Here is a 25,372-nt window from a genome sequence, read left to right on the forward strand (position 1 = left end):
CGTAGCGCCGGGCGCGGCGCCCGAGGTTAGCCCCGCCGACGCAGCCCCCACCAGAGGCCCAGGGCGCAGCCGGTCGCGGCCGGGGCGGCGAAGAACACGGCAAGGATCACCTGGCCGATGCCGTCGAACCCGGGGCGACCGCGGGCGGACAGCAGCAGCAGGCCCGCAGCGAGCGCGAGGCCCGCGGCCACGGCGATGCCCGCCGTCCGCCAGCCCGCGCGGCCCATGCCGTATCCGGCCAGTCCCCCTGCCCCCGCCACGGCCAGCGCGATGAGGAGGGCACGCTCCATCGTCAGCCCGCGCGGCGGCGCAGGTGGCGCCAGAGGTGAAAGAGCGGCCAGCGCAGCAGGCTTGCCCCGGCGGCAAAGACCGCGATGCCCCAGAACGGCCCGTTCGTCCAGGTCACCCAGCCGAGGATCGGGATGCCGGTTGCAATCAGCACCATGGCCTGCGGCCAGTGGTTGCAGCGCGAGGGCAGCATGGCCGCGAGATTGGCGACGATGGCCCAGAGGCAGGCGGCGGCGAGCGCGGGGGTCATTCGCGGTGCTCCGGTTCCGGGGACGGCGGTGCGGCCCGGCCGGTGGCGCGGCGCCAGAGGTGGATCAGCGGGTTGCGGAACATGCTGAGGAAACCCAGGGTCGCGGCGAGCGCCAGCCAGGGCCCGTGCTCGGCCCCGATCCAGATCAGGATGACGGGGGCGGCGGCCAGCAGCGCGATGCCCGGCACCATCTGCCGGCGGAACGGCAGGAAGGCCGTCAGCGTCGCGGCAAGGGCCCAGAGACAGGCGGCGGTCAGCGCGTGGGTCATGCAGCCTGCCCCATCAGTCGGGCGGGCAAGGCGCCTGCCCAGGCGCTGATCGTGCCCGCGCCGAGGCAGACCACGATGTCGCCGGGACGAGCCTGTTCGCGGACCAGCCGTTCGAGGTCGGCCTCGTCCAGCAGGGCCCGGGCGTGGCGGTGGCCATGGGCGATGAGGCCCGCCACCAGATCGTCGCGGGTGGCGCCGGGGATCGGTTCCTCGCCCGCCGCATAGACTTCGGCGATGGCCACCACATCGGCCTCGTTGAAGCAGGTGCAGAAATCCTCGAACAGATGCGACAGGCGGGTGTAGCGGTGCGGCTGGTGGATGGCGATGATGCGACCGCCGGGATTGCCGCCGATGGCGCGGCGCGCGGCCTTGAGGACGGCGGCGATTTCCACCGGATGATGGCCATAGTCGTCGATGATCGGGATGCCGCGCCATTCGCCGACGCGGGTGAAGCGGCGGTTGACGCCCGCGAAGCCTGCCAGGGCATCGCGGATCTCGGCCTTCTTCATGCCGAGATGGCGGGCCACGGCGACGGCGGCGAGGGCGTTCGACACGTTGTGGTCGCCCGGCATCGGCAGGGTGCAGCCCTCGATCACCGCGCCCTCGCCCTCATGCTGCAGCAGGATGTCGAAGGCGGGAAAGCCGTTCTCGTAGCGCAGGTTGACGGCGCGGACATCGGCCTGGGCGTTGAACCCGAAGGTCACCACGCGGCGGTCTGTGATGCGGCCCACCAGCGTCTGCACCTCGGGATGGTCGGTGCAGCAGACGGCAAGGCCGTAGAACGGGATGTTCGACACGAAATCGAGGAAGCCCTTGCGCAGCGCGTCGAAGGTTCCCCAGTGCTCCATGTGTTCGGGGTCGATGTTGGTGACGATGGCGATGGTGGCGGGCAGGCGGTTGAAGCTGCCGTCGGATTCGTCGGCCTCGACCACCATCCATTCGCCCGCGCCCGCCCGCGCGTTGGAGCCGTAGGCGTGGATGACACCGCCGTTGATCACCGTGGGGTCGAACCCGCCCTTGTCCAGCAGGGTCGCCACCATGGTGGTGGTGGTGGTCTTGCCGTGGGTGCCCGCGATGGCGATGTTCGAGCGCAGTCGCATCAGTTCGGCCAGCATCTCGGCCCGGCGGACCACCGGCAGCTTGCGGCGGCGCGCTTCCTCGAGCTCGGGGTTGCCGCGCTTGATGGCGGAGGAGACCACGACCACCGCCGCGTCGCCCAGGTTCTCGGCCCGCTGCCCCTCGAAGAAGGTGGCGCCCAGTTTCACCAGCCGATCGGTGATCTTCGACGCCTTGGCGTCGGAGCCCTGCACGCGGTAGCCTGCGGTCATCAGCACCTCGGCGATGCCCGACATGCCGATGCCGCCGATGCCGACGAAATGGATGGGGCCGAGTTCCAGGGGCAGTTTCGTTGCGTTCATGGGGCGGAGCTTCCGGACAGCGTGAGGACCAGTTCGACGAGCGCATCGGTGGCGTCGGGTCGGCCGAGAGACAGGGCATTCGCGGCCATGCGCGCCGCCGCCCCGGGATTTTCGAGGATCGCGGCCATGTGCGACGCCAGCGTGGGCGCGTCAAGGGCGGATTCGGGGATCAGGATCGCGGCCTCGCCCTCGACCATGCCGCGGGCGTTGGCAGTCTGGTGGTCGGCGGCGGCGGCGGCATAGGGGATCAGGATGGCCGGGCGGCCGATCGCGGTGATGTCGGCGATCGACGAGGCGCCGGAGCGCGACACGACCAGTTGCGCCTCGGACAGGCGGCGCGGGATATCGGGGAAGAACGGCTCGACCTCGGCCCGGACACCGGCCCGCGCATAGGTTTCGATGACGCGGGGCGCATCCTCGGGCCGGGCCTGGTGGGCCACGCGGAGCCGCTCGCGCAGCGGCCCGGGCAGGCGGGCCACCGCCTCGGGCACCGTATCGGACAGGATGCGCGCACCCTGCGACCCGCCGATGACCACCAGCGACATCGGGTAGTCGCCGGGGGGGATGTAGGCGGCGCCCGCGCGGTCGCGCACGGCGGCGCGGACCGGATTGCCGGTGTGGGTGCCCGTCACGCCGTCGGGCAGCGTGGTGGGCCAGGTGCCGCAGGCCACCGCCATCACCCGGCGCGCGAAGATCCGGTTGACGCGGCCCAGCACGCCGTTCTGTTCGTGGATCATGCGCGGCAGGCGCAGCAGCGTGGCCGCCGACAGCGCCGGAATCGAGGGATAGCCGCCGAAGCCCACCACCATGGCGGGCCGGTCGCGCAGCATGCGCGCCGCCATGGCGATCGCGCCGCCCGCGATGCGGAAGGGCACCATGGCCTTCTGCGCCGCGCCGCCCCGCGCGAAGGTGGCCGATGCCACCTGTTCCACCCGCACCACATGCGGGAACCCGCCCGCATAGCGCGCGCCCCGGTCATCGGTCGACAGCTTGACCCGCCAGCCGCGACGCACCATCGCCTCGGCCAGTGCCTGGGCGGGGAACATGTGCCCCCCGGTGCCCCCCGCCGCGATGAGCAGAAGCGGTGCCGTCACGCGCCCCTCCGGTGGAAGATGTCGCCGATTTCGCCCTGCGGGCGCGTCCGCGTCAAGGCCAGCAGGAAGCCGAGCGTGATGCCGGCGGCGATGACGGACGACCCGCCGTAGCTGACGAACGGCAAGGTCATGCCCTTGGCCGGCAACAGGCGCACCGCGACGCCCATGTTGATCATCGCCTGCACCCCGAAGATGCAGGCCAGCCCCGCCCCCGCCAGCCGGATGAACGGATCGCGTTCGCGCACCAGCCGCCACAGCGACCGGGCGACGACGGTGGCATAGAGCAGGATGATGAACAGCACGAGCAGCAGCCCGTATTCCTCGGCGGCGACGGCGATGATGAAATCGGTGTGGGCATCGGGCAGCGACCACTTCACCTGCCCCTCGCCCACGCCCACGCCGAAGAAGCCGCCTTCCTGGATCGCATTGGTGGCATAGCCAAGCTGCGTGCGGGGGTCGACGTCGGGCGTCAGGAAGCCGTTGATGCGGCGGGCGAAATGCTCTGACATGTTGAAGGCGGCGAAACCGCCCGCAGCCACGAGGCCGATCACGACGACGATCAGGACCATCGGGGCCCCGCCAACGAAATAGACCACGCCCCAGCCGAACAGCACCAGGGCCGCCTGTCCGAAGTCGGGCTGTATCGCCAGCAGCGCCACGATGCACAGCGTGACCGCGAATGACCATGTGCGCCCGGCGGGCCCCGTGGGTTCGTGGCTGGCGGCGATGAGCCAGGCGGTCAGCACGACGAAGCCGGGTTTCAGGAATTCCGAAGGCTGGACCGAGGCGAAGCCGAGGCTGAACCACCGCACCGCCCCCTTGCCGAAATCGGTGCCGAGGAACGGCAGCGCGGCCAGCGCGGCAAAGGCGCCGAGGAACAGCAGCACCCCCATCCGGCGCACCATCGCGGGCGGCGCCATCGAGATCAGCACCATGACCGCAAGCGCCACGCCGCCGAAGAACGCCTGCCGCTGGACGTAGTAGAAGGCATCGAGGCCGTTGCGCTGCGCCAGCGGCACCGAGGCCGCAAGCCCCAGCAGGATGCCGATGGCGAACAGCGCGAAGACCGCCATCATCGTCCAGCGGTCGATCGTGCGCCACCAACGGGGAAGCACCGGCTCGACCACCCGTGAGGGCATCGAGCCATAGACCATCTCAGTCATGGAAACCGCCTGCCTTGCCTGTCCTGCCCGAATGCCCGGGTTCGCCCCGGGTCTGCGGGTCAGACTAGCGAAGAACGCCGTGTCAGGCCAGCAAAAACGCGGCGAAAGGGGGCTGTTTGCCGATGTGATTCCGTTATATAAGTGATTCGTTATTTAATGGACCCGTGATGGAAAACCCCGAAACCGTGCTGCACCGGTGGGCCGACCGCACGCGCCGCGACGCGCGCGACCTGATTCTGGCCGATCACCTGCCCGATGCCCGCATCTTCGACGTGCTGGGCCCCGTGGAACACGCCACGCCCGCCGCCTATGCGGCCACCTGGGACGACTGGATGCCGGACACCGCGGGCGATGCGGTCTTTGACTTCGAGGACCTGCGGGTGACCGAGGCGGAGGGCCTGGCCTTCGCGCATGCGCTGATCCGCTGCGGCGGCACGACGCCGGACGGGCGGGAATTCCGCGACCTTGTGCGCGCGACCTTCGGGCTGGTGCGGGGGCCCGAGGGATGGCGCATCGCGCACCACCACATCTCGAAACCGCAATGACGGACAACCGGGCACCCGACCTGGACGCGGCCTTTGCCGCCCTGGCCGATCCGACGCGCCGGGCCATACTGGCCCGTCTGGTGCAGGGCGAGGCGACGGTGCAGGATCTGGCGCGCCCCTTCGCGATCAGCCAGCCCGCGGTGTCGCGCCACCTGAAGGTGCTGGAGGACGCGGGGCTGATCGAGACGCGGGTGGCGGGCACCGCCCGTCCCCGGCGGCTGAACCCCGAAGCGGTGGCGGCGCTGTGGGACTGGCTGGGGCAGTACCGCGCCCTGTGGGAGGCGCGCTATGCGCGGCTGGATGCCGTGCTGGCCGAGATGCAGGATCAACCGGAAAGGGAACCCGGACATGACGACCAGACTGACACTTGAAACCAGGGGCGACACGCAGGTCATCGTCACGCGCCGCTTTGCGGCACCGCCCGCCACGGTGTTCCGTGCCCATGTCGACCCGCTGATCATGCCGCGGTGGCTGACCGGGCCGGATGGCTGGGTGATGCGGGTCTGCATCAGCGAACCGCGCCCGGGCGGCCGCATCCGCTGCGAATGGGTCGATGCCGAGGGGCAGAACGGGTTTCACCTGACCGGCGAGTATCACGAGATCGACGAGGGCAGCCGCATCCTGCATGTCGAGCGCATGCACCTGCCCGACCCGACGCCCGACAACCGCGTGGAGACCCTGTTCCGGCCCGATGCCGGCGGCACGCTGATGGTGATGACGATGACCGTGGCCGATGCCGCATCGCGTGCCGCGATGCTGGAGACCGGAATGGCGGAAGGGATGGAGGCCAGCTATCAGCGGCTGGAGGGCCTGCCGGGCTATCGCGATGCCTGACTTCCGCCTGTTCGCCGAGGGGGCGCGGTCGCTGGTGATCACCCGGCACCTTGCCGCCCAGCCCGATCTGGTGCAGCGGGCGCATCTGGACCCGCTGCTGGTGCCCCGCTGGATGGGCGGGGGTGACCATCCGATGACCGAGTGCCGGATCGACCCGCGGCCGGGCGGGCGGTTCCGGCAGGTCTGGACCGGGCCGGATGGCGGGACCTTCGCGGTCGAGGGCACCTTTCTGGCCATCGCACCCGGCCGGATCGAGCATGTCGAACTGTTCGATCCCGACTGGACCGGCGGCGAGACCCGGGTGGTGACCACCTTCGCGGCGGTGCCGGGGGGCACGGCGCTGCGGATGGAGGTGGTCTATTCCAGCCCCGAGGCCCGCGACGGCGCCGCCGCCTCGGGCATGGCGGCGGGGATGGAAGCGGCCTATGATCGGCTTGACCCGATCCTGTGACCGCCGCGAGGGATGCCATGACCGACAGCGAAATCCGCCTGGCGCCGGAGGGGCCGCAGTCGCTGGTGCTGCGGGCCGACTATGATGCCTACGGGCACCAGGTGATGAAGGCGCATCTGGACCCGGCGATCCTTGCGGCCTGGATGGGTTCGCCCGAGATGCCGCTGTCGGTCTGCGAGGTGGATGCGCGGGCGGGCGGACGATACCGGATGGCCTGGACGCGGCCCGACGGGTCGCAGTCGTGGATGGCGGGGACGATCCTGGAACTGGCTGCGGATCGGCTGGTGATGACCGAACTGCACCGGCCGGACTGGACGCATGGCGAGTTGCGGGTGACGTTGCAGGTGAAGGACCAGGACGAGCGGGCCTGGCTGCGCCGGGTGGTGGAATTTTCCTCGCCGGCGGCGCGGGGCGAGCTGGCGGCGGCGATGTCGCCGGGCCTGAAATCCTGCTACGGGCGGTTGCAGGCGGCCATGGACGCGGCGGACGAGCACTGACCGGCGCAGGCGTCCCACGATGGGACGCTTTGCGGATCAAGCGATTTCAATGGCTTGACCAGCCCCCGTTAACGATCTGTCAAGACTTGTCCGGGGTGGCAGGGGCGGCGCCCGCAGATTGCGCGGCGCGGGCGGCGGCGTGGCGGGCCAGCGCCTGCGGGGGCCAGTGGTCGCGCCGGTCATAGTATTCGGGCACGGCGGGAACACCGGGGGGAAGCTGCACCCAGGGCAGTTTCGTCGAGGTGAAGATGTGGATGTCGGGCGGGCAGGCCGCCGGATCGGCCAGGGTGCCGACGCGCACGAAGGCAAAGCCGCGCCCCGCCCCGGGATAATGCGACCACAGGGCGACGTGGCAGACGGGGCAGCGCAGGATGATCTGGCCGCCGCCCGAGGCCGAGGGGGTGGCAACCTCGACCGGCGGGCGGCCGGTGACGGCGATCAGCGCGGTCTCGATCAGCGCGTTCAGCGCATGGGCGGTGCCGGTCTCGCGCTGGCACCAGGTGCAGTGGCAGGCGTGGGTGAAGAGCGGCCGGTCGCCAAGCCGGTAGCGGACCGTCCCGCAGGTGCAACGTCCTTCCATGCCGGGCCTCCATGCCTGAACCGGACAGAACGGACCATGACCGCAGCCGGGGGTCAAGCCGCGCGCGACCGGCGGCGGCCGTCAGCGCGGCAGCGCCGCCACCTGGGCCGCGAAATCGTCGCCGCGTTTCTCGAAGTTCGGATACTGGTCGAAGCTGGCGGCGGCGGGAGCCAGCAGCACGACATCGCCGGGCTGCGCCTCGGCGGCGGCGCGGGCCACGGCGCGGGCCATCGTCTCGCAGATCTCATGCGGCGTATCGCCGATCTGCAGGGCGAAGTCGCGGGCGGAATGGCCGATGAGATAGGCCTTGGCCACGGCCCCCAGATGCGGCGCAAGGGCCGCGATGCCGCCATCCTTGCCCAGCCCCCCGGCGATCCAGCGGATGCGCGGAAAGGCCTGCAAGGCCTTGGCGGCGCTATCGACATTGGTGGCCTTGCTGTCGTTCACGAAGCGCACGCCGCCGATTTCGGCGACCAGCTGGCTGCGGTGCGGCAGGCCGAGGAAGCTGCGCAGCCCTGCCTCGATCGCCCGGGGCCCGAGACCCAGGGTGCGCGCGGCGGCATAGGCGGCGCAGGCGTTCTGGTGGTTGTGCGCGCCCGGCAGGCCGGCAATGTCGCGCAGGTCGATCGCGGCAACCTGCCGCCCCTTGCGCCATTCCGCCAGAAACCCCTTGCGGGCAAAGACCGACCATCCGAACCCGTCCAGTTTCTGCCCCGACGAGATGCGGATCACCCGGTCGTCATCGGCCCCCTGCCCCATCTGGTTGGCCAGATAGAGCCCTTCGGCTTCGTCGACGCCGATCACGGCGCGGTCAGGCCCGCCCTGGGTGAACAGCCGCGCCTTGGCCGCGAAATATCCCCCCATCCCGCCGTGGCGGTCCAGATGGTCGGGCGACAGGTTGGTGAACACCGCCACATCCGGCGTCAGCGCACGGGCCAGGTCGGTCTGGTAGGACGAAAGCTCGAGCACCACCACCTCGCCGTCGCGGGCGGGGTCGAGGTCGAGCACGCCGCGCCCGATGTTGCCCGCCATCTGCACGGGCCGCCCGGATTCCGCGAGGACATGATGGATCAGGGCGGTTGTCGTGGACTTGCCGTTCGATCCGGTCACGCAGACCACGCGGGGCGTCTGGTCGAAGCTGTCCCAGGCGCCGGTGGCGAAGGAGCGGAAGAACAGGCCGATGTCGTTGTCGACCGGCACGCCCTCGGCCAGGGCGCGGGCGATCACCGGATGCGGCCGGGGGTAGAGATGCGGGATGCCGGGCGAGGTGACCAGCGCCGCCACCCCGTCGAGCGCGCCGGCGCGCGTCAGGTCATGCAGGGCCAGCCCGGCGGCGGTGGCGCGGTCGCGGCTTTCGGGGCTGTCGTCCCACAGGAGCGGCGTGGCGCCGCCCGCGGCCAGCGCCGCCGCCGTGGCCATGCCCGACCGTCCGAGTCCCAGCACGGCGATGCGCGCGCCCTCATAGCCCCTGACCGGAATCATCGCTGCCCCCCACGTCTGCGGGCATCGACAGTGCCCGGCGGGGCGCGGGGGTGCAAGGCGGGCCGTGGCCCCGGCTCAGGCCGTGGCGGCCAGCGCCCGCAGCGCGGCCAGCGCGCGATCGGCCATGGGTTCGGGCACGAAGACATGGTCGTGGTGATAGGCGGCGATGACATTCGCGGGAATCGCCTGGGCCTGAAGCGCGGCCGCGACGGCGGCGGTCAGGCCCACGGCCTCGAGCGCGGACCAGACCTGCAGGGTGATCTGCGCCATCGGCAGCGTGGTGTCGAACCCGGCGGCGCGGGCCAGGTCGAGCGGCAGGACCAGCGTCACCCCCTCGGCCTCGCGGAAGGTGGCGAGGGCCTGCGCGGCCAGCCCGGCCGGGTCGGGCGTGGTGACGAAGACCCAGGCACCGGGCTGGCGCTGCGGGTTCAGGCCGCGCAGCAGGGCGGCGGGATCGCGGACGGGGCCGGGGGCATCGGGCATCGCGGTCACCATGCGATCGGCTGGCGGTTGCGGAAGAAGCCGCCGGTCGGCCCGTCATCGGGCAGCAGCGCCAGCCACAGCGGCGTGTCGGCGCCCTGTTCGGGCGTCAGGGGGGCGTCGGCGCCGCCCATGCGGGTGGCCACCCAGCCGGGGCAGCAGGCGTTGACCTTGACGAAGGGCGGCAGGTCGCGCGCCAGGGCCCGGGTCAGCGCGTTGAGCGCGGCCTTGGCCACGCCATAGGCGCCGGGGCCTTCCAGCCCTTCGGCATGGGCGCCCCAGCCGGACGACAGGTTGACCACCCGGCCCCAGCCGCGCCCCCGCCAGTGCGGCAGGTTCAGCCGCACCAGATCGAGCGGGGCGTTGACCATCACCTCCATCGCCTCGGCGAAGTCAGAGCGCGGCGACAGCAGCGAGACATCCGACAGGACGCCCGCGTTGTTCACCAGGATGTCGAAGCCGCCGCTGCGGGTGAGCGCCTCGAAACAGCTGTCGGGATCGGTCAGGTCGATGCGCAGGAAGGCGACCCCCAGGTCGGCGGCGGCGGCGCGTCCGGCGGCCTCGTCCCGGGCGGCGAGGGTGACGGCGCAGCCGCGGGCCCGCAGCCCCGCCGCGATGGCCCGGCCGATGCCGCGGTTGGCGCCGGTGACAAGGGCCGTCGGGTGCAGCGGCCGGGGTTCAGGCACGGTCGGCCGCAAGCTTGAGCCCCAGGCCCACCAGGATCGCGCCGCCCGCCCGCGACAGCCAGACCTGCATCCGCTGCGACCGGGCCAGCCCGCGCGACAGGGTTGCGGCGGCGGCGACGGCGACCAGGTCTGCGGCGGTGAACAACAGGTTGACGATGGCGCCGAGGACCAGGAACTGCGCCCAGACCGGCAGCGAGGCGGCCGGGTCGACGAACTGCGGCAGGAAGGCCAGGAAGAAGATCGCGGTCTTGGGGTTCAGCACCTCGACCGCGACGGACTGGCGGAAGGCGGCGGCGGGGCTGCGGCGCGGCAGGGCGGGGCCCGGCGCCTCGGCCGCGCGGGCGCGCAGCATCTGCAGCCCCAGCCAGACCAGATAGGCCGCCCCGGCCAGCTTGACCGCCATGAACAGCGCGGGCACGGCATGGAACACCGCCGACAGCCCCGCCGTCGCCGCCAGCACATGCGCCCAGCCGCCGATGTGGATGCCGAGGGTCGCCATCAGCCCGGCGCGGCGCCCCCCCGCCAGCGTGCGGGCCGCCGTGTAGAGCATGGCCGGACCGGGCATCGCCGCGAAGATCAGCCCGGCGAGGAGAAAGGCGGTCATCAATTCGTAGGATGGCATGTGCGGGTCCTGTTGCGGGGCCTGGAGGGGCGGATCGGCCCCGGGGCGGGCGATGGTGAAGGTCGGGGTCGTGCGGATGGCGGTGGCCGCGCGGGGTCCGGGGGGCGATCCCCGGGGGGCGGTCCTTGGCGATGGTATCGGTGTTGCACGTGCCGGTGGCCGTGTTCAAGCGGCGCGTGGTGGTGCGGCGGTCATCCGCCGCGGTCAGCTGCGGCCAGGACGAAGGGCATGAGGCCGGGACGCCCGGCGGTGGCCAGGATGGCAGGGCCGGGCCGCGCAGGGCATCGGAGGCGGGGGGAGTTGGCGCCGAACCGGATGGCGGCCGCCGGAACCGCGGTCACGCCCGCGCGCGTGATCGGCGATGGACCGCGAGGGCAGGCACGGGGGGACCGTGCAGTGCGAAGGCGCATCGGATGGGCCGAACGGCCCGGCCGCCGGCTGACCCGACGCGGCGCGGAAGCCGCGACAACCGGTCAGAGCGGCACGCCATCATCGGTCCCGCGACAAGCCGGGCAGCGCCCCGCCCCGCGCCTTCGGCAGGGGTGCCGGGGATCGTCGGGCCGCTAGCGCACCTTCAGCGTGGCAAGGCCGATCAGCGCGAGGATCAGCGAGATGATCCAGAAACGGATCACGATCTGCGGTTCGGCCCAGCCCTTCTTCTCGAAATGGTGGTGGATCGGGGCCATCAGGAAGATGCGTTTCTTGGTGCGCTTGTAGTAGAGCACCTGGATGATGACGCTCAGCGCCTCGACCACGAAGAGGCCGCCGACGATGGCCAGCACGATTTCATGCTTGATGCAGACGGCGATGGCGCCAAGCGCGCCGCCGAGCGCCAGCGATCCGGTGTCGCCCATGAACACGGCCGCAGGGGGGGCGTTGTACCACAGGAAGCCGAGGCCCGCGCCGAACAGCGCGGCGGCAAAGATCAGCAGTTCGCCCGTGCCGGGCACGAAATGGACGCCGAGGTATTCGGTGAAGTTGTAGTTGCCGACGACATAGGCAATCACCCCCAGCGTGCCGCCCGCGATCATCACCGGCATGATCGCCAGACCGTCGAGTCCGTCCGTCAGGTTCACGGCGTTGGCGGCGCCGACGATCACGATCATGCCGAACGGCACGAAGAACAGGCCGAGATCGAGCAGCATGTTCTTGAACACCGGCACGGCAAGCTGGTCGGTCAGGGCCTCGGGATGGAACCGTGCGGCGGCGTATGTGGCCAGGGCCGCGATCACCAGACCCAGCAGGAAGCGGATGCGCGACGATACGCCCTTGGTGTTCTGCTTGGTCACCTTCTTGTAGTCGTCGGCAAAGCCGATCAGCCCGAAGGCCAGCGTCACGCCGACCACGATCCAGACATAGGGATTGTCGAGCCGGGCCCACATCAGGGTGGAGAACAGGAGCGCCGAAAGGATCAGCAGACCGCCCATCGTGGGGGTGCCCGCCTTGGCGAAATGCGTCGCCGGGCCGTCGTCGCGGATCGGCTGGCCCTTGCCCTGCTTGCGGCGCAGCAGGTCGATCAGCGGGCGGCCGAACATGAAGCCGAAGACAAGCGCAGTCAGGAACGCCGCGCCCGCGCGGAAGGTGATGTAGCGGAAGAGGTTGAACACATCCCCGCCCGCAGAGAATTCGGTCAGTCCGTAGAGCATCGCACTCGTCCCTTTCGCGGTCCGTTCGCCCGGACCATCGTTTCGCGCGGCCCCGCCCGTCAGGCCGTGTCGTCCGTCCGGGCGCCCTGCCCCAATTTCCGCAGGGCGTCAACCACGAGGCTGACGCGGATGCCCTTTGACCCCTTCACCAGCACCACGTCGCCGGCATCGACCAGGCTGCGCGCGCGGGCGGCAAGCTCGGGGGCGGTCTCGACCCATTCGCCGCGCCGGTCGCGCGGCAGCGCGGCATGCAGCGCCCGCATGCGCGGGCCGACGCAATGCACGGTGGCCACCGCGGCAAGCGCGGGGTGGCGGGCGATCGCCTGGTGCAGGGCCTGCTCGGTCGGGCCGAGTTCCAGCATGTCGCCGAGGATCGCGATGCGGCGTCCCCGCCCGACACGGCCCACGCCATCCTCGGGCGCGCAGACCGCGAGCAGGTCGAGCGCCGCGGCCATCGAGGCGGGGTTGGCGTTGAAGGCATCGTCGATCAGGTCGAACCCGGCCTCGTCCACGCGGTCGAGGGTGATGCGTTCGCGCTGACCGCGCCCGGCGGGCGGCGCCCAGGTGCCGAGGTCGCAGGCGGCGACCGCGAGGTCGAGCGACAGCGCCTGCGCGGCGGCCAGCACCGCCAGCCCGTTGCGGGCGAAATGGCGGCCGGGAGAGCGGACCTTGAACAGCAGATCACCGCCGGCGTGGCGGGCCTGGGCCACGGTGGCGTCGGGGGTCATGCGCGTCTCGGCCAGCGTCCAGTCGGCGCCGGGGCCCGCGAAGGTGACCACGCGCGCGCCGAGACCGGTGGCGCGGGACAGCAGGATGGATGCGGTGTCGATGTCGGTGGGCAGGATCGCGGTGCCGCCGGGGACGAGGCCGTCCATGATCGCGGCCTTTTCCCGGGCGATGCCCGCGACATCGTCGAAGGCCGCGAGATGGGCCGGGGCGACGGTGGTGACGATGGCCACATGCGGCGCGGCAAGGCGGGCCAGCGGCGCGATCTCGCCGGGGTGGTTCATGCCGATCTCGATCACCGCGAAGGCCGCATCCCGGGGCATCCGCGCCAGCGTCAGCGGCACGCCCCAGTGGTTGTTGTAGCTGGCTTCGGCGGCATGGGTGGCGCCCTGCCCCGCCAGCACGGCGCGCGCCATGTCCTTGGTCGAGGTCTTGCCGACCGATCCGGTGATCGCCAGCACCCGCGCCGCGCTGCGGGCACGGGATGCGGCGGCAAGCGCCGTCAGCCCGGCCAGCACGTCGGGCACGACCAGCAGCGGCGCCCCGTCGGGCAGGCCGTCGGGGATGCGGCTGACCAGGGCGGCGGCGGCGCCCTTCTGCAGGGCCTGCGCCACGAAGTCATGGCCGTCGCGCGCCGCGGACAGCGCCACGAACAGGTCGCCCGGCGCCAGCGTGCGGGTGTCGATGGAGACGCCGGAGGCGGTGAAGGGCGCCGTTGCGGTGCCGCCTGTGGCGGCAACGGCATCGGTGTGGGTCCAGAGAGGGGTCAATCGGGGCTCCGGGTGGCGGGGGTGCGACGGGGGTTTCACACCGCTGCCCCCCCGTGGGACATCTGCGGGCAGGCGACAGCGGGGCAGGCGACGGAGGGGCGCAGTCCTTCCATCACGGATGCCCGTCGAGGGCAGCCACGGCGATCGAGGCCTGTTCGGCATCGTCGAAGGGCAGGATGTCGTGGCCGACGATCTGGCCCGTCTCGTGCCCCTTGCCCGCGATCAGCAGCGCATCGCCGGGCAACAGCGCATCGACCGCGCGCAGGATCGCCTCGGCGCGGTCGGGCACCTCGTTCGCCTCGGGGCAGGCGGCGCGGATGGCGGCGCGGATGGCGGCGGGATCCTCGGTTCGGGGGTTGTCGTCGGTCAGGTAGAGCACATCGGCATGGGCGGCAGCGGCGCTGCCCATCAGCGGCCGCTTGGTGCGGTCGCGGTCGCCGCCCGCGCCGAAGACGATGACGATGCGGCCCATGACATGCGGGCGCAGCGCGGTCAGCGCCGTGGCGATCGCATCGGGCGTATGGGCATAGTCCACGAACACGGTGGCGCCGTTCGCGCGGGTGGCGACATGCTGCATGCGCCCCCGCACGCCCGAGAGGCGCGGCAGGGCGGCGATCACATCGGCGGGCGCCGTGCCGGAGGCGGCGACGAGCGCCGCGGCGGTCAGCGCGTTCATCGCCTGGAAGCCGCCGATCAGGGGCAGGCGCAGCTGATGCGTCCGGTCGCCCCAGGCGAAGCGCAGGTCCTGGCCGCGGGCGTCGTAGCGCTGTGCCTCGATCCGGATGCGGGCGGCGGGGGCGTGACCCACCGTCCAGAGCCGGTGATCGGGCAACCGGTCGGCCAGCGCGGCGACGAAGGGGTCGTCGATGTTCAGCACCGCGCCGCGCCCATGCGGCAGCAACCGCGTGAAAAGCGCGGACTTGGCCTCGCCATAGGCCGCCATCGTGCCGTGATAGTCGAGATGGTCCTGCGTCAGGTTGGTGAAGGCCGCGGCGGCCAGATCGACCCCGTCGAGACGGTACTGGTCGATCCCGTGCGACGATGCCTCCATCGCCGCATGGCTGACGCCCGCCGCCGCCGCCTGGGCCAGCATGCGGTGCAGCGCGATCGGATCGGGCGTCGTATGCGCGGACGGCGCGGCCCATGCGCCCTCGACCCCGGTGGTGCCGATGTTGATGGCGGCATGGCCGAGCGCCTGCCACAGTTGCCGGGTGAAGGTGGCGACCGAGGTCTTGCCGTTGGTGCCCGTCACCGCAACCATGCATCCGGGCTGCGCCCCGAACCAGAGCGCGGCGGCGCGGGCCAGCGCCTCGCGCGGGTTCTGGGCGACCACGAGGGCGGTGCCCGCCGCCGCCAGGTCGCGCAGGCGGGCCGCGCCCTCGGCATCAGTGAGAACCGCCACGGCGCCGTTGGCCACCGCGTCGGCGGCGAAGTCGGCGCCATGGGCGCGGCTGCCGGGAAGCGCCGCGAAGAGCCCCGCGCGCGGCACGACGCGGCTGTCCACCGACAGCCCGCCGACCAGCGGGTCGGCCCCGCCCTGCGCGGTCAGCCCGAGGTCGGAAAGCCGTCTGTCCCTTGCCTGCACGAAGGCCCCCACTGCCGTCAGTTGCGGACCTGGCTTAGCGTATCGGGGCTGTCAGGTTCAACGGCAGGTCGCAGGCCCAGAAGCGGCGCGGTGCGGCGCACGATCTCGGCCGCCACCGGAACCGCGGTCCAGCCGGCGGTGCGGCGCGGTTCGGGCCCGGACGTCTCGACCGGTTCGTCCAGCGTCACGATCAGCACGTAGCGGGGGTCTGAGGCGGGAAACATGCTGGCGAAGGTGTTGATCACCTTGTCCTTGTAGTAACCGCCCGACCGTTTCGGCTTGTCCGCCGTGCCGGTCTTGCCCGCGACCTCGTAGCCCTCGACCTCGGCCAGCGAGGCGGTGCCGCGCGTCACCACCTGGCGCAGCATGTCCTGGGCGATGCGGGCGGTCTTGGCCGCCATCACGCGGTCACCGGCGACCGGCCCGTCGCGGCGCAGAAGCGTGGGCCTGACCGCCACCCCGTCGTTGGCGATGGCACCATAGGCCGCTGCAAGGTGCAGCGGCGAGGCCGACATGCCGTGGCCGAAGGAGGTGGTGATCGTCACGATCTCGGGCCAGCGGGCGGGAATCAGCGGGCGGGCGCGCGGCGCCTCGATCATCTCGACGGTGGTCGGGTCGAAGAAGCCGAGCGAACGGTAGAACGCCTGCTGCCGTTCGCCGCCGATCATCAGGGCGATGCGGCCGGTTCCGGCGTTCGACGATTTCACGATGACGTCGGTCGCCGAGATCTGGCCGTAGTTCTTGTTCTGGAATTCCTTGATCCGGTGCTTGCCCCAGGTCAGCGGCGCGCGCGCGTCGACGATGGTTTCGGCATTCAGCAGGCCGAGGTCGATGGCTTGCGCCACGGCGAAGATCTTGAAGGTCGAGCCCAGTTCATAGACCCCCTGCATCGCGCGGTTGAACAGCGGGCTGTCGGCGGGGTCGCCCTTGACCAGCGGGTTCGGCCGGTCGTTGGGGTCGAAGTCGGGCAGCGAGGCCATGGCGAGGATTTCGCCGCTGGCCGCGTCCATCAGGATGGCCGCGGCACCCTTGGCGTTCATCATCACCATGCCCGCACCGAGGATCTCCTCGACGGCAGCCTGGAGCGTCAGGTCGATCGACAGGGCAAGCGGCTGGTCGGCCTGGGCGGGATCGCGCAGGCGGGCGTCGAGCGCGGCCTCGACCCCTGCGGTTCCGATCACTTCGGCGGCGTTCACGCCCTCGGCGCCGAAGGCGGACCCGCCGAGGATATGCGCGGCGAGGCGGCCATTGGGGTAGAGCCGCATCTCGCGCGGGCCGAACAGCAGTCCCGGATCGCCGATGTCATGCACCGCCTGCACCTGTTCGGGCGACAGTTTCCGCCGCAGCCACAGGAAGGACCGGCCGTCGGTGAAGCGGCGCTCCAGATCCTCGGCGGTCATGTCGGGGAAAAGCGCGGCCAGTTCGCGGGCGACCCGGGCGGGGTCGATCATCTGGCGCGGATGCGCGTAGAGCGCGTGGGTCACGAGGTTCGTGGCCAGCAGCCGCCCGTTGCGGTCGGTGATGTCGGCGCGCAATGCGGTGATCTGCGGACCGCCACCGCCGGCGCGGGGTTCCGAGGCGGGGGTCGCGGCCAGCGTTCCCATGCGCACGCCGACGGTGGCGAAGGCTGCCACGAAGGCCAGGCCAAGGAGCTTCAGCCGACGCTCGGCACGGCCGCGGCTGCGGTCGCGGGCGGCCTCGGCGCGCAGGCGGGCATTCTCGCGCTCGATCACGTCGGGGTTCTGCCCGGCCGCACGGGCCGACAGGATGCGGGCAAGCGGGCGAAGGGGCGTGCGGATCACAGCGGGTCCTCCGTCAGGTCGCCGGACAGGGCGACAGGGTCAAGATCGAGCGGCGCAAGCGGCGGCAGGGGCATCACCACATCGTCGATGCGGGCGAACTGGCCGGGATCGAGCGGCAGGAGCGGAAGCCGCTCGAAGTTGACCCCGACCAGATCGCGCAGCCGGTCGGGCCGGTTCAGATAGGCCCATTCGGCCCGCTGGACCGCAATGGCCTGCTGAAGCCCGGCGATCTCGGACTCCAGCGCCGCCATGCGGCGCAGCGCGGATTGCGTGGCGTAGTTCTCGCGGTAGGCCCAGACGGCCAGCGACATCAGCGCGACGATGGTCAGAAGGTAGAGGGCGGGGCGGGTCATGGGCGGGCCTGCGGTCTGCGGGGGCTGGATTTGCGGGCGGGACGGACATCGGCGATCACCGGGGCGCCCAGCGCGGCGGGGTCGGGGCGGACCGGGGGGGCCGCCGTGCGCCGCCCGACGCGCAGCTTTGCCGAGCGGGCGCGCGGGTTCGTGGCCAGTTCGGCATCGTCCGGCGCCACCGCGCCCCGGGTGACCGGGGTGAAGCGGGCGGGCGCGGCCGCCTGCTCGGGCGCGTAGCGATTGCCGGTGCTGCCGCCCGCCGCATCCTGGAAGAACCGCTTCACGATGCGGTCCTCGAGGCTGTGGAAGGTGACGACGGCAAGCAGGCCGCCCGGCGCAAGCGCCCGTTCCGCGGCTGCAAGGCCCTGGACCAGTTCGGAAAACTCGGCGTTGACGGCAATGCGTATGGCCTGGAAGGCGCGGGTGGCGGGGTGGCTCTGGCCGGGCTTCGGGCGCGGCAGGACCGACGCCACCACCTCGGCAAGACGCAGCGTCGTGACGATGGGCGCCTGCGCCCGCGCGGCGGTGATGGCGCGGGCGATGCGCCGGGCGGCGCGATCCTCGCCATAGTGGTAGATCACGTCGGCCAGATGATCCTCGGGCGCGGTGTTCACCAGATCGGCGGCGGTTTCGCCCTGCTGGCTCATCCGCATGTCGAGGGGGCCGTCGCGCAGGAAGGAAAACCCGCGTTCCGCAAGATCGAGCTGCATCGAGGATACGCCGAGGTCGAGCACCACGCCGTCGAGCGGGCCATCCGCCAGCGTGTCAAGGTCCGAGAAGGTTCCGGCCACAAGGCGCAGGCGGTCGCCGTAGGGTTCGATCCAGCCCTGCGCGAGGTCGAGCGCCAGCGGGTCGCGGTCGATGCCGGTGACCCGGTCGGCCCCGGCGGCCAGAAGCCCGCGCGCATAGCCGCCCGCCCCGAAGGTGCCGTCCAGCCAATGCCCCCGCACCGGGGCGCAGGCCGCCAGAAGCGGGCCAAGCAGCACCGGGACATGGGGCGGGTCGGCGGCATCGCGTCCGGGCAGCGGGGCGCGGTCGGGCAAGGGTCAGTCCTCCTCCTCGTCATCGGGCGGCAGGAGCGAAAGCATGTCCTCGCCCTCGGGCAGGATCTCGTCGGGGATGCGGTTCAGCGACGGGTCCGCCAGGTAGTCCTCAAGCTTCCACAGGTGGAACTTGTCGAGCATCCCGGCCAGCATCAGCTTTCCGCCGTCCTTCGCGCCGCCAAGCCCGATCTTCTCGCGGCAGGCGGGCGGCAGGACGATGCGGCCCTCGTCGTCGATCTCGACCTCGTGGCTCATCGAGATGTAATTGCGTTCCATCAGGCGGCGCGGCGCACTGCCCGAGGGCATGCGGCCGATACGCTTTTCCAGCTTGCGCATGTCGCGGATGGTGAAGCATTCGCAGTAGGACCGGCGGGCATCGCCATAGACGATCACGAAGCGCGCCCTGCCCTGTTCGGCATGGCCCGGGTCGCCCGCGACGATCACCTTGCGGAAGAACGCTGGTATCTGCACCCGCGCCTTGGCGTCGAGCGTCGGGGTGTATTCGCCTCTGAACGCCTCCGACATCCGCTTCTCCGGCGGCCCCCTGGTGTGCTAGGCTGTGCCCGAAACGGACAACGGCGGATCGGGCTGCTGCCACTGCCCGATCCGCCGCCCTGTCCCGTCGCCGGGTCGTCCGGACTGCGCGCGTCACCTGGGGGGATGCTGCTCACACACGCGCCGGATCCTTGTTGTGCGGAGACGAAAGCGGTGCCTGTATGAAAGCCTGCTTTTGCCTTATGTTTCGGGGTCTTGCGTTGCCCCTGTTTGTCGTGCCGTCCCGTCTCCGTGTGAAAAGGGATGACATGGGAAAACATGGGAAGCAATGGAAATCTTTACCGCCCGACGCATGATCTTGTTTCGGGAAAGGGTGGGAAACAGCATCTGGTGGCGGCCGGCGCGACACGAGGCGCTAGTTATGGCCAGCGTTGACGCTCGCAGCACCAGATTTAGCGGTGTTGCGGATTTGCCAGAGATCCGGCTGTGACGCTAGGGAAAGGGTGCAGCACCCGGGAACAGGCCACCTGTTCAATGGCTCTGGCTGCCGATCCGCCCGTTTCCGGGCCAGATCACCCCGAATCTTGCCAGAATCACGCCCATTGACGCTGGCGTGATTCGCCGTGGCGGGCCGTGAATCCGCTTTCCCGTGATTTCCCGGCCGGTCCCGGCGCGATCAGGCCATCCCACCCGCGACCAGGCCCGCAGCCAGCCGCGCATAGGCATCGGCCATCGGCCCGGGCCCCGCCGCGACCGGAACACCTGCGTCTCCGGCCACGCGGACCGCAAGATCGAGCGGCAGTTCGCCGAGGAACGGCAGGCCGAGCTTTTCCGCCTCGGCCCGGACCCCGCCATGCCCGAAGATCTGCGTCTCGTGCCCGCAGTTCGGGCAGCAGAAGGTCGACATGTTCTCGATCAGCCCCAGCACCGGCGTGCCCAGCTTGCGGAACATGTCGAGCGCCTTGCGCGCGTCGAGCAGCGCCACGTCCTGCGGCGTGCTGACGACGATGGCGCCGGTCAGCCGTGTGCGCTGGCACAGCGTCAGCTGGATGTCGCCGGTTCCGGGCGGAAGGTCGACGATCAGCACGTCGAGCCGCCCCCAGTCGACCTGGCCCAGCAACTGCTGCAGCGCGCCCATGATCATCGGGCCGCGCCAGACCACCGCCTCGTCCTCCTTCAGCATCAGGCCGATCGACATCAGCGTGACGCCGTGGGCGGTCAGCGGAATGATGGTCTTGCCGTCCGGGCTGGCGGGGCGGGCGGTGGCACCCATCATGCGGGGCTGGCTGGGACCATAGATGTCGGCATCGAGCAACCCGACGCGCCGCCCCTGCCGTGCCAGTGCGACGGCAAGGTTGGACGACACCGTGGACTTTCCGACCCCGCCCTTGCCGCTGGCGATGGCGATGATGCGGTCGACACCGCTGACCGGCTGCGGCCCTGCCGGTTGCGGCGTCGGGTGCTGGCCGATCTTGAGCGCGGGCGGCGCCGGGCGGGCCGCGGGCGCGGTCATCACCACCTGCACCTGGGCGACCCCGGGCAGCGCGCGCAGCGCGGCCTCGGCCGCTGCCTGGGCCGGGGCCAGCGCGCGCGCCGCGTCGGGCGATGCCGCCTCGATGACAAAGGAGATGCGGCCGCCCTCGACCGTCAGCGCGCGAATCAAGTCGCCCCCGGCCAGCGTGCCACCTCCCGGAACCGCGATGCCCTCGAGCACCCGCATCACCCCTGCCCGATCGACCATCGCCGTTCCTCCGCCGCACATTCCTTGCGCATAGGTCGTCGTTTCGACGGCAAACGGCAAGGGCACCATCGCCCGCTGCATAACTTTGCGGCGAAGCGCATGTTTACCTTGGGTAAATCAGCCCGGCCAGCCATGATCATGCTGCATGGCAGCAATGCGGTGCCGGGTATTGTGCAGGTGCAGCAAAGACCGCATGTTTGCGGCAACAGAAACGGGACGACCCGTCGACCCACCAGAAGAAGAGGCCGAGACATGGCTTATGTGAATGACACCCGCGCCGCGACCGCCGGACTGGCAGATCGCCTGAGCGCCTTCGTGAAGACCCTGCGCGAGGCTGCACGCCGCCGCGCCATCTACCGGCAGACGCTGCGCGAACTCAACGCGCTGTCGTCCCGCGAGCTCGCAGACCTGGGCATCCATCGCACGATGATCACCCGCATCGCGCTTGAGGCTGCCTACGGCAAATGACGGTTTTGCCCGACCCCCTCCTCCTCCCTGGGGTCCATGGCAATAGCGGCGGCGCTTTTCCTCCTCCCTGGCGTCGCCGCCTTTTACAGCCCGGACACCGCGCCCCGATGGTGCGGATTGCCCGGAACGGCATCTGACTGGTCCTTCCTCCTCCCTCGGGCCAGCGGATCAAGGCGGCGACCCCCTCCTCCTCCCTGGGGTCGCCGCCGACCCTTTCACCGGGCGACGGGCCCGGCACGCGATCCGGCCGGCCCCTCCTCCTCCCTGGGTCGGACGGTGCAAGGCGGCGGCCCTCTTCTCCTCCCTGGGGCTGCCGCCCTTTCTTCTGCGGGCGATGGCCCGACCGTGATCTGAACGGCCCCTCCTCCTCCCTCGGGCCGGTCGGAGCAAGGGCGGCGGACGCGACCTCCTCCCCGCGTCCGCCGCCGACTGCCCCCTCGACATCCCGAACTTGCAGGTCCGCGCCGGGCCGCCGATAAGGCGTGACCGAAGCCGGAGGATGCCATGCGCGCCACCCTGTTGACGGCCCCGCTGGTGGCGGCCCTGGTCGGCTATGGCTCGACCATCGCGCTCGTGCTTTCGGCGGCCGCGGCCGTCGGCGCGACCGAGGGCCAGACAGCCTCGTGGGTGTTCGCGATCTGCCTGGCCAAGGCGGCGGCGGGTGCCTGGCTGTCATGGCGCCATCGGATTCCCGCGATCATTGCCTGGTCGACCCCCGGTGCCGCGATGGTGGCCGCGACAAGCGGCATCGCCATGGCCGAGGCCGTGGGGGCGTTCCTGCTGGCCGGGGCCCTGATCGCGCTGACCGGCGCCGTGCGGCCGCTGGGGCGCGCGGTCGCGGCGATTCCCGACGGTGTCGCCGGGGCGATGCTGGCGGGCGTGCTGCTGCCGTTCTGCCTGCGGCTGCCCGAGGCGGCCAAGGCTCTGCCCGGCATCGTCCTGCCGATGGTCGCGGTCTTTGCCGGGGTGCGGCTGTGGAACCCCGCGATTGCGGTGCTGGCGGCGCTTGGCACCGGGGCGGGGCTGGCCTTTGCCCTAGGGCATGCCGCCGCGCCGGCCCTGCCCTTCGCCCTGCCCGGCCTGACGCTGGTCGCCCCGTCGTTCCGTGCCGAGGTGCTGATCGGCCTTGGGCTGCCGCTGTACCTTGTGACCATGGCCTCGCAGAACCTGCCGGGCTTTGCCACGCTGCGGGCGCATGGCTATGACGCGCCGGTCGGACCCGCCCTGATGGCGACCGGCGGTGCCTCGGCGGTGTCGGCACTGGCGGGGGCGCATACGATCAGCATGGCGGCAATCACGGCGGCAATCTGCATGGGCCCCGACACGCATCCCGACCCCGCCCAGCGATGGAAGGCGGGGATCGTCTATGCCGGATTCTGGCTGCTGCTCGGGCTGTTCGGGCCGGTCATCCTGGCGCTGATCGGCGCCCTGCCCGCGCCGCTGGTCACGGCGATCGTGGGCCTTGCCCTGATCGGGCCGTTCATGGGGGCGGCGACCACCGCCTTCGCAGCCCCCGAAACCCGCTTTCCCGCAGCCGCGACGCTGGTGGTCACGGCATCGGGCGTGGCGGTCTGGGGGGTGGGGGCCGCGTTCTGGGGGCTGGCGGCGGGGCTGGTTCTGGTGGTGCTGGCGCGGCTGCGCTGACGCTCAGAACGGCACGTCGTCATCCAGATCGGCGGCGCGGTCGGCGGCGGTGACAAAGCGCGCGATCACCTTCTTCATCCCGGCCTTCTCGAAATCGACATCCAGCTTGTCGCCCTCGACATAGGTCACGCGGCCATAGCCGAACTTGGCATGGAACACCCGGTCGCCCTCGGACCAGGGCGAGACTGCGGCAAGGTCGATCACCTGATGCCGGGCCTCGCGCGGCTGGGCCACCGGGCGGGCACCGGCACGCGCCTGCATCCGCTGCCAGCCGGGCGAGTTGTACACATCGGCCCGCGCCGCGCGGGTTTCCAGCGTCGAGGCCATGCCCGCCGCGCCGTAGCCCCCGCCGTAGAGACCCGGCGGCGTCAGCACCTCGACGTGATCGGGGGGCAGTTCGTCTATGAAGCGCGACGGCAGTTGCGATTGCCACTGGCCATAGACCCGGCGGTTTGCGGCAAAGCTGACGGTGCAAAGCTCTTCCGCGCGGGTGATCCCGACGTAGGCAAGCCTGCGCTCTTCCTCCAGCCCCTTGCGGCCGCTTTCATCCATGCTGCGCTGGCTGGGGAACAGGCCGTCCTCCCACCCGGGCAGGAACACCACCGGAAACTCCAGCCCCTTGGCGGCGTGCAGCGTCATGATGGTGACCTTCTCGGCCGACTCCTCGGTGTCGTTGTCCATGATCAGCGCGACATGTTCGAGAAAGCCCTGAAGGTTTTCGAACTGTTCCAGCGCCTTGACCAGTTCCTTGAGGTTTTCCAGCCGCCCCGGCGCCTCGGGCGTCTTGTCGGCCTGCCACATCGCGGTATAGCCGGATTCGTCCAGGATGGTCTCGGCCAGACGGATATGGCTTTCGCCGCCGTCCTTCTCCGGGCGCAGCGTGGCCGCATGCCAGCGGTCGACGCCATCCACGAAGGCGCGCATCTGGTTCGCGGCCTTCCCGCCCATCTCGCGCCGCGCCAGCATGCCGCGCGCGGCCTCGATGAGCGACACGCCAGCGGCGCGGGCGGTGCGCTGGATGTCCTGCATCCCCTTTTCGCCAAGGCCGCGCTTGGGCGTGTTGGCGACGCGTTCAAAGGCCAGGTCGTCGTCGGGGCTGACCGCCAGCCGGAAATAGGCCATGGCGTCGCGCACCTCGAGCCGCTCATAGAACCGCGGCCCGCCGATCACGCGATAGGGCAGCCCGATGGTCAGGAACCGGTCCTCGAAGGCGCGCATCTGGTGGCTGGCGCGCACGAGGATCGCCATGTCGTCCAATGACCGCCCCGCGTGCCCCCGGGTGCCGCGCTGCAACGCCTCGACCTCCTCGCCGATCCAGCGCGCCTCCTCCTCGCCGTCCCAGTGGCCGATCAGGCGGACCTTCTCGCCGCCCTCGGCCTCGGTCCACAGCGTCTTGCCCAGCCGCCCCTCGTTCGCCGCGATCAGGCCGCTTGCGGTGGCCAGGATATGTGCGGTGGAGCGGTAGTTCTGTTCCAGCCGGATCACCTGCGCGCCGGGAAAATCCTTCTCGAACCGCAGGATGTTGCCCACCTCGGCGCCGCGCCAGCCATAGATCGACTGGTCGTCGTCCCCCACGCAGCAGATGTTGCGGTGGCTCTGCGCCAGCAGCCGCAGCCACAGGTACTGCGCCACGTTGGTATCCTGGTATTCGTCCACAAGGATGTAGCGGAACCGCCGCTGGTATTGCTGCAGCACGTCCGGATGCGCCTGGAAGATCGTGACCACATGCAGCAGAAGGTCGCCGAAATCGCAGGCGTTCAGGGTTTTCAGACGGTCCTGATAGGCCTCGTACAACTCGGTCCCCCGGTTGTCGAAGGCCGCGCCCTCGGCCCCCGGCACGCGGGCGGGGGTCAGCGCGCGGTTCTTCCAGCCGTCGATCAACCCTGCCAGCAGCCGGGCGGGCCAGCGTTTCTCGTCAATGCCCGCGGCGGCGATCAGCTGCTTCATCAGGCGCAGCTGATCGTCGGTGTCGAGGATGGTGAAGTTCGACTTCAGCCCCGCCAGTTCCGCGTGGCGGCGCAGGATCTTGACGCTGAGGGAATGGAATGTGCCCATCCATGGCAGGCCACTCCACGCTTTTACCTCACCAAAGAGACGCTTTCCGAGTTCAAACGGTGTCTCATTCAGCCGCTGTTTCATTTCCTTTGCGGCCTTATTTGTGAACGTTACCGCAAGAACCTCGCCGAGGCCGACACCACGTGTCGTCAACAGATGCGCCAATCGGGCCATCAACGACTTGGTCTTGCCGGTGCCCGCCCCGGCCAGCATCAGTACCGGGCCATCCAACGCCTCGACCGCCGCGCGCTGTGCCGCGTTCAACCCCTCCAGATAGGGGGCGGCGGGGCGGGCCATCATGGCCTGCGCAGACAGGGATAGGGGCGATGTCGCGGTCATCCCCCAAGTATAGCGGCGGCGGCGGCGGAATAAAGTGCTTGTTCGC

At 70.9% G+C, this 25,372-nt stretch carries 27 protein-coding genes; 7 read left to right on the forward strand and 20 right to left on the reverse strand.

All coding sequences use genetic code 11. The features are described 5' to 3' along the window. Nucleotides 1-26 precede the first annotated feature (26 nt). From KF887_14825 to KF887_14850, 6 genes are read right to left on the reverse strand one after another with little or no spacing between them, the layout of a single operon-like run. The gene (locus tag KF887_14825; protein ID QYK40671.1) at nt 27-290 is read right to left on the reverse strand and encodes a hypothetical protein; all 264 of its coding nucleotides are present in this window, start codon (nt 288-290) and stop codon (nt 27-29) included. A gap of 2 nt (nt 291-292) precedes the next feature. Then, nucleotides 293-538: a DUF2484 family protein gene (locus tag KF887_14830; GenBank protein QYK40672.1), complete on the reverse strand. Its 246-nt coding sequence runs from the start codon at nt 536-538 to the stop codon at nt 293-295. Beyond that, nucleotides 535-807 (reverse strand): DUF2484 family protein, encoded by a 273-nt coding sequence (locus KF887_14835; GenBank protein ID QYK40673.1) that lies wholly within the window; start codon nt 805-807, stop codon nt 535-537. The genes KF887_14830 and KF887_14835 overlap by 4 nt, the downstream gene beginning before the upstream one ends. Continuing rightward, nucleotides 804-2,225, reverse strand: a complete 1,422-nt coding sequence (locus KF887_14840; GenBank protein QYK40674.1) for a UDP-N-acetylmuramate--L-alanine ligase — start codon at nt 2,223-2,225, stop codon at nt 804-806. The genes KF887_14835 and KF887_14840 overlap by 4 nt, the downstream gene beginning before the upstream one ends. Further along, nucleotides 2,222-3,319: a UDP-N-acetylglucosamine--N-acetylmuramyl-(pentapeptide) pyrophosphoryl-undecaprenol N-acetylglucosamine transferase gene (locus tag KF887_14845; protein ID QYK40675.1), complete on the reverse strand. Its 1,098-nt coding sequence runs from the start codon at nt 3,317-3,319 to the stop codon at nt 2,222-2,224. Before KF887_14845 ends, KF887_14840 begins: the two co-directional genes overlap by 4 nt. Next, on the reverse strand, nt 3,316-4,482 hold the full coding sequence (locus tag KF887_14850) for a cell division protein FtsW (GenBank protein QYK40676.1): 1,167 nt from the start codon (nt 4,480-4,482) through the stop codon (nt 3,316-3,318). The genes KF887_14845 and KF887_14850 overlap by 4 nt, the downstream gene beginning before the upstream one ends. A 167-nt stretch (nt 4,483-4,649) precedes the next feature. Here KF887_14850 and KF887_14855 point away from each other — a divergent pair, with 167 nt between their 5' ends. Genes KF887_14855 through KF887_14875 form a run of 5 tightly spaced genes read left to right on the forward strand, consistent with a single transcriptional unit; the run spans nt 4,650 to nt 6,809 of the window. Beyond that, nucleotides 4,650-5,027 (forward strand): nuclear transport factor 2 family protein, encoded by a 378-nt coding sequence (locus KF887_14855; protein ID QYK40677.1) that lies wholly within the window; start codon nt 4,650-4,652, stop codon nt 5,025-5,027. After that, nucleotides 5,024-5,398 carry a winged helix-turn-helix transcriptional regulator gene (locus tag KF887_14860; GenBank protein QYK40678.1) on the forward strand — a complete coding sequence of 125 codons (375 nt, stop codon included), beginning with the start codon at nt 5,024-5,026 and terminating at the stop codon, nt 5,396-5,398. Before KF887_14855 ends, KF887_14860 begins: the two co-directional genes overlap by 4 nt. Further along, nucleotides 5,376-5,861, forward strand: a complete 486-nt coding sequence (locus tag KF887_14865; GenBank protein QYK40679.1) for an SRPBCC domain-containing protein — start codon at nt 5,376-5,378, stop codon at nt 5,859-5,861. Before KF887_14860 ends, KF887_14865 begins: the two co-directional genes overlap by 23 nt. After that, nucleotides 5,854-6,312, forward strand: a complete 459-nt coding sequence (locus KF887_14870) for an SRPBCC domain-containing protein (protein QYK40680.1) — start codon at nt 5,854-5,856, stop codon at nt 6,310-6,312. The genes KF887_14865 and KF887_14870 overlap by 8 nt, the downstream gene beginning before the upstream one ends. Nucleotides 6,313-6,329: 17 nt before the next feature. After that, complete coding sequence (locus tag KF887_14875; GenBank protein ID QYK40681.1) at nt 6,330-6,809, forward strand: SRPBCC domain-containing protein; 480 nt, start codon at nt 6,330-6,332, stop codon at nt 6,807-6,809. A gap of 79 nt (nt 6,810-6,888) precedes the next feature. Here KF887_14875 and KF887_14880 read toward each other — a convergent pair whose 3' ends face one another. From KF887_14880 to KF887_14940, 13 genes are all read right to left on the reverse strand, one after another. Further along, nucleotides 6,889-7,389 (reverse strand): GFA family protein, encoded by a 501-nt coding sequence (locus KF887_14880; GenBank protein ID QYK40682.1) that lies wholly within the window; start codon nt 7,387-7,389, stop codon nt 6,889-6,891. 81 nt (nt 7,390-7,470) lie between these two features. Continuing rightward, nucleotides 7,471-8,871: a UDP-N-acetylmuramoyl-L-alanine--D-glutamate ligase gene (locus KF887_14885; protein QYK40683.1), complete on the reverse strand. Its 1,401-nt coding sequence runs from the start codon at nt 8,869-8,871 to the stop codon at nt 7,471-7,473. A gap of 75 nt (nt 8,872-8,946) precedes the next feature. Beyond that, a complete protein-coding gene (locus tag KF887_14890; protein QYK40684.1) occupies nt 8,947-9,366 on the reverse strand; it encodes an ACT domain-containing protein in 420 nt (139 codons plus the stop codon). Beyond that, complete coding sequence (locus tag KF887_14895) at nt 9,360-10,037, reverse strand: SDR family NAD(P)-dependent oxidoreductase (GenBank protein ID QYK40685.1); 678 nt, start codon at nt 10,035-10,037, stop codon at nt 9,360-9,362. Before KF887_14895 ends, KF887_14890 begins: the two co-directional genes overlap by 7 nt. Next, nucleotides 10,030-10,659, reverse strand: a complete 630-nt coding sequence (locus KF887_14900) for a LysE family translocator (GenBank protein ID QYK40686.1) — start codon at nt 10,657-10,659, stop codon at nt 10,030-10,032. Before KF887_14900 ends, KF887_14895 begins: the two co-directional genes overlap by 8 nt. 563 nt (nt 10,660-11,222) lie before the next feature. Continuing rightward, nucleotides 11,223-12,305, reverse strand: a complete 1,083-nt coding sequence (gene mraY, locus KF887_14905) for a phospho-N-acetylmuramoyl-pentapeptide-transferase (protein QYK40687.1) — start codon at nt 12,303-12,305, stop codon at nt 11,223-11,225. Between the two features lie 59 nt (nt 12,306-12,364). Beyond that, nucleotides 12,365-13,801, reverse strand: a complete 1,437-nt coding sequence (gene murF, locus KF887_14910) for a UDP-N-acetylmuramoyl-tripeptide--D-alanyl-D-alanine ligase (protein QYK40688.1) — start codon at nt 13,799-13,801, stop codon at nt 12,365-12,367. A 112-nt stretch (nt 13,802-13,913) separates the two neighbouring features. Next, nucleotides 13,914-15,386, reverse strand: a complete 1,473-nt coding sequence (locus tag KF887_14915; GenBank protein ID QYK40689.1) for a UDP-N-acetylmuramoyl-L-alanyl-D-glutamate--2,6-diaminopimelate ligase — start codon at nt 15,384-15,386, stop codon at nt 13,914-13,916. A 17-nt stretch (nt 15,387-15,403) separates the two neighbouring features. Further along, complete coding sequence (locus tag KF887_14920; GenBank protein QYK40690.1) at nt 15,404-17,188, reverse strand: penicillin-binding protein 2; 1,785 nt, start codon at nt 17,186-17,188, stop codon at nt 15,404-15,406. After that, nucleotides 17,185-17,541: a cell division protein FtsL gene (locus KF887_14925; protein QYK40691.1), complete on the reverse strand. Its 357-nt coding sequence runs from the start codon at nt 17,539-17,541 to the stop codon at nt 17,185-17,187. Before KF887_14925 ends, KF887_14920 begins: the two co-directional genes overlap by 4 nt. Then, nucleotides 17,538-18,566, reverse strand: a complete 1,029-nt coding sequence (gene rsmH, locus KF887_14930; GenBank protein QYK43596.1) for a 16S rRNA (cytosine(1402)-N(4))-methyltransferase RsmH — start codon at nt 18,564-18,566, stop codon at nt 17,538-17,540. The genes KF887_14925 and rsmH overlap by 4 nt, the downstream gene beginning before the upstream one ends. Nucleotides 18,567-18,587: 21 nt before the next feature. Further along, nucleotides 18,588-19,109 carry a division/cell wall cluster transcriptional repressor MraZ gene (locus KF887_14935; GenBank protein ID QYK40692.1) on the reverse strand — a complete coding sequence of 174 codons (522 nt, stop codon included), beginning with the start codon at nt 19,107-19,109 and terminating at the stop codon, nt 18,588-18,590. A 646-nt stretch (nt 19,110-19,755) separates the two neighbouring features. Then, nucleotides 19,756-20,820: an Mrp/NBP35 family ATP-binding protein gene (locus KF887_14940; protein QYK40693.1), complete on the reverse strand. Its 1,065-nt coding sequence runs from the start codon at nt 20,818-20,820 to the stop codon at nt 19,756-19,758. Nucleotides 20,821-21,072: 252 nt separating this feature from the next. Between KF887_14940 and KF887_14945 the strand changes: the two genes are divergently transcribed. Further along, nucleotides 21,073-21,288, forward strand: a complete 216-nt coding sequence (locus KF887_14945; protein ID QYK40694.1) for a DUF1127 domain-containing protein — start codon at nt 21,073-21,075, stop codon at nt 21,286-21,288. 504 nt (nt 21,289-21,792) lie between these two features. Next, nucleotides 21,793-22,932: a benzoate/H(+) symporter BenE family transporter gene (locus tag KF887_14950; GenBank protein QYK40695.1), complete on the forward strand. Its 1,140-nt coding sequence runs from the start codon at nt 21,793-21,795 to the stop codon at nt 22,930-22,932. A gap of 3 nt (nt 22,933-22,935) precedes the next feature. Here KF887_14950 and KF887_14955 read toward each other — a convergent pair whose 3' ends face one another. Beyond that, nucleotides 22,936-25,326, reverse strand: coding sequence for a UvrD-helicase domain-containing protein (locus KF887_14955; GenBank protein ID QYK40696.1), 2,391 nt, complete (start codon nt 25,324-25,326; stop codon nt 22,936-22,938). Between the last annotated feature and the right edge of the window lie 46 nt (nt 25,327-25,372).

It is taken from the genome of Paracoccaceae bacterium (assembly GCA_019454225.1).
GTDB lineage: Bacteria > Pseudomonadota > Alphaproteobacteria > Rhodobacterales > Rhodobacteraceae.